The 1,250-nt window shown below is 38.6% G+C and carries 2 protein-coding genes; both read right to left on the minus strand.

Features of this window, described 5'->3' with window-relative positions; genetic code table 11:
* Window positions 1-52: 52 nt before the first annotated feature.
* Entirely contained in the window at window positions 53-577 is a 525-nt protein-coding gene (locus tag DXA60_RS18455; RefSeq protein WP_015516227.1) for a hypothetical protein, read from the minus strand.
* Window positions 578-865: 288 nt separating this feature from the next.
* Complete coding sequence (locus DXA60_RS18460; RefSeq protein ID WP_117922693.1) at window positions 866-1,183, minus strand: hypothetical protein; 318 nt, start codon at window positions 1,181-1,183, stop codon at window positions 866-868.
* Window positions 1,184-1,250: the final 67 nt, after the last annotated feature.

Consider the following 1,250-nt stretch of genomic DNA (forward strand, 5'->3'; position numbering starts at 1 on the left):
CTTTGTAAAACAGTTATTAAATTATTTATCAGTCAGACAAACTTGAAGTTGGTCAAAGTTGTTGGCGAAGATATTCCACAACATTTCCATTCGTATCATAGAAACAGATGTTTCCTACATTGAGGGGCAGGACAATGGCGAAAGGCTTGCCACTATCAATATCAATCACCTGAATGCCGTTGCCATCATCTACTTCAAGTCGAACAATATTTTGGGTATTCATTGAGATAAATGCCCTTTCGTTATTTCCCTCAACAACAAACTCTGCAATGTAATCATCAACCTCAACTATATCTCCACCACCACGGAAGAAATATCCAAAAGACAAGCCAGGGCGATTTACATAGACAGAAAAAGTGTGGTCTGTCTTGTCCTGTGGGTAAGAAATAAATGCAGCCATTGTGTCGGAAATGCTTCCATCAACAATCCAATCATCCAAAATTTTTTGAGATTGGCGAATGTCTGCTTCTAAACTGTTTGCGGTTTTACCAATGTCATTGTTTGCATAAAGGAAACCGAAAACCAACACACAAGCCAAAATAACACCCAAGAGGATTATGGGTAATTTCTTTTTCATAGAATCACACTCCTTTATCAAATTAAGATTCTTGATTTTCAAACTTGCTGGCGGCGAACGGTTTGTCAAAACCGTTTGCGGACGGCAAGTCCACAGGGGATAGCCGCTTTAGCGGCGCAAGGGGGTGTAGCCACCTTGACGGAACGAAGTGACGCAACATTCTCGGTCATGCAGTTTTCTTCTGCTGACGGAGAATGAAGCTCCGCAGGACGCACTACTCTCGACAGAGAGTATAGAAGTGCGCCCTTTAGTTCCTAAAGGGCTTTTATCACTTCGACAAACTTGAAGTTATCTTTTTCCTAATGGCAATGCTATTAAATTTCCCAATAATGCAATAACAGCATATCCAACTACATAAACCCATGCACTTGAGTTATAAAATATAAATATAGATGGTACAAACATTATTGCTACAATCAAAATATACCAGAAGTTAAAACCATTCCTAATCCCATAAAAAACAGAGGTTATTAAACATATTAGAGGAATAATTACTAACATAACAATCATTGCACTTCCTGTGTTTTTTATAAACCAAGGAACGATATAAAAATCTATCAGCAACAGTAGGTAGAAAACCATGTTCTTTTTTAATTTATCCATCATATCATCATCCTTTCAAATTTCGATTGAACAAAATCGCTGCGCGATGGCCTGCCAAGGCTGTGGCGCA

It is taken from the genome of Roseburia sp. OF03-24, from assembly GCF_003463035.1.
GTDB classification, from domain to species: Bacteria; Bacillota; Clostridia; order Lachnospirales; family Lachnospiraceae; genus Roseburia; species Roseburia rectibacter.

Excerpts from the sequence above, each read along its gene's own strand:
- DXA60_RS18460 (WP_117922693.1), bottom strand. The coding sequence starts at position 1,183 with ATGATGGATAAATTAAAAAAGAACATGGTTTTCTACCTACTGTTGCTG.
- DXA60_RS18455 (WP_015516227.1), bottom strand. The coding sequence starts at position 577 with ATGAAAAAGAAATTACCCATAATCCTCTTGGGTGTTATTTTGGCTTGT.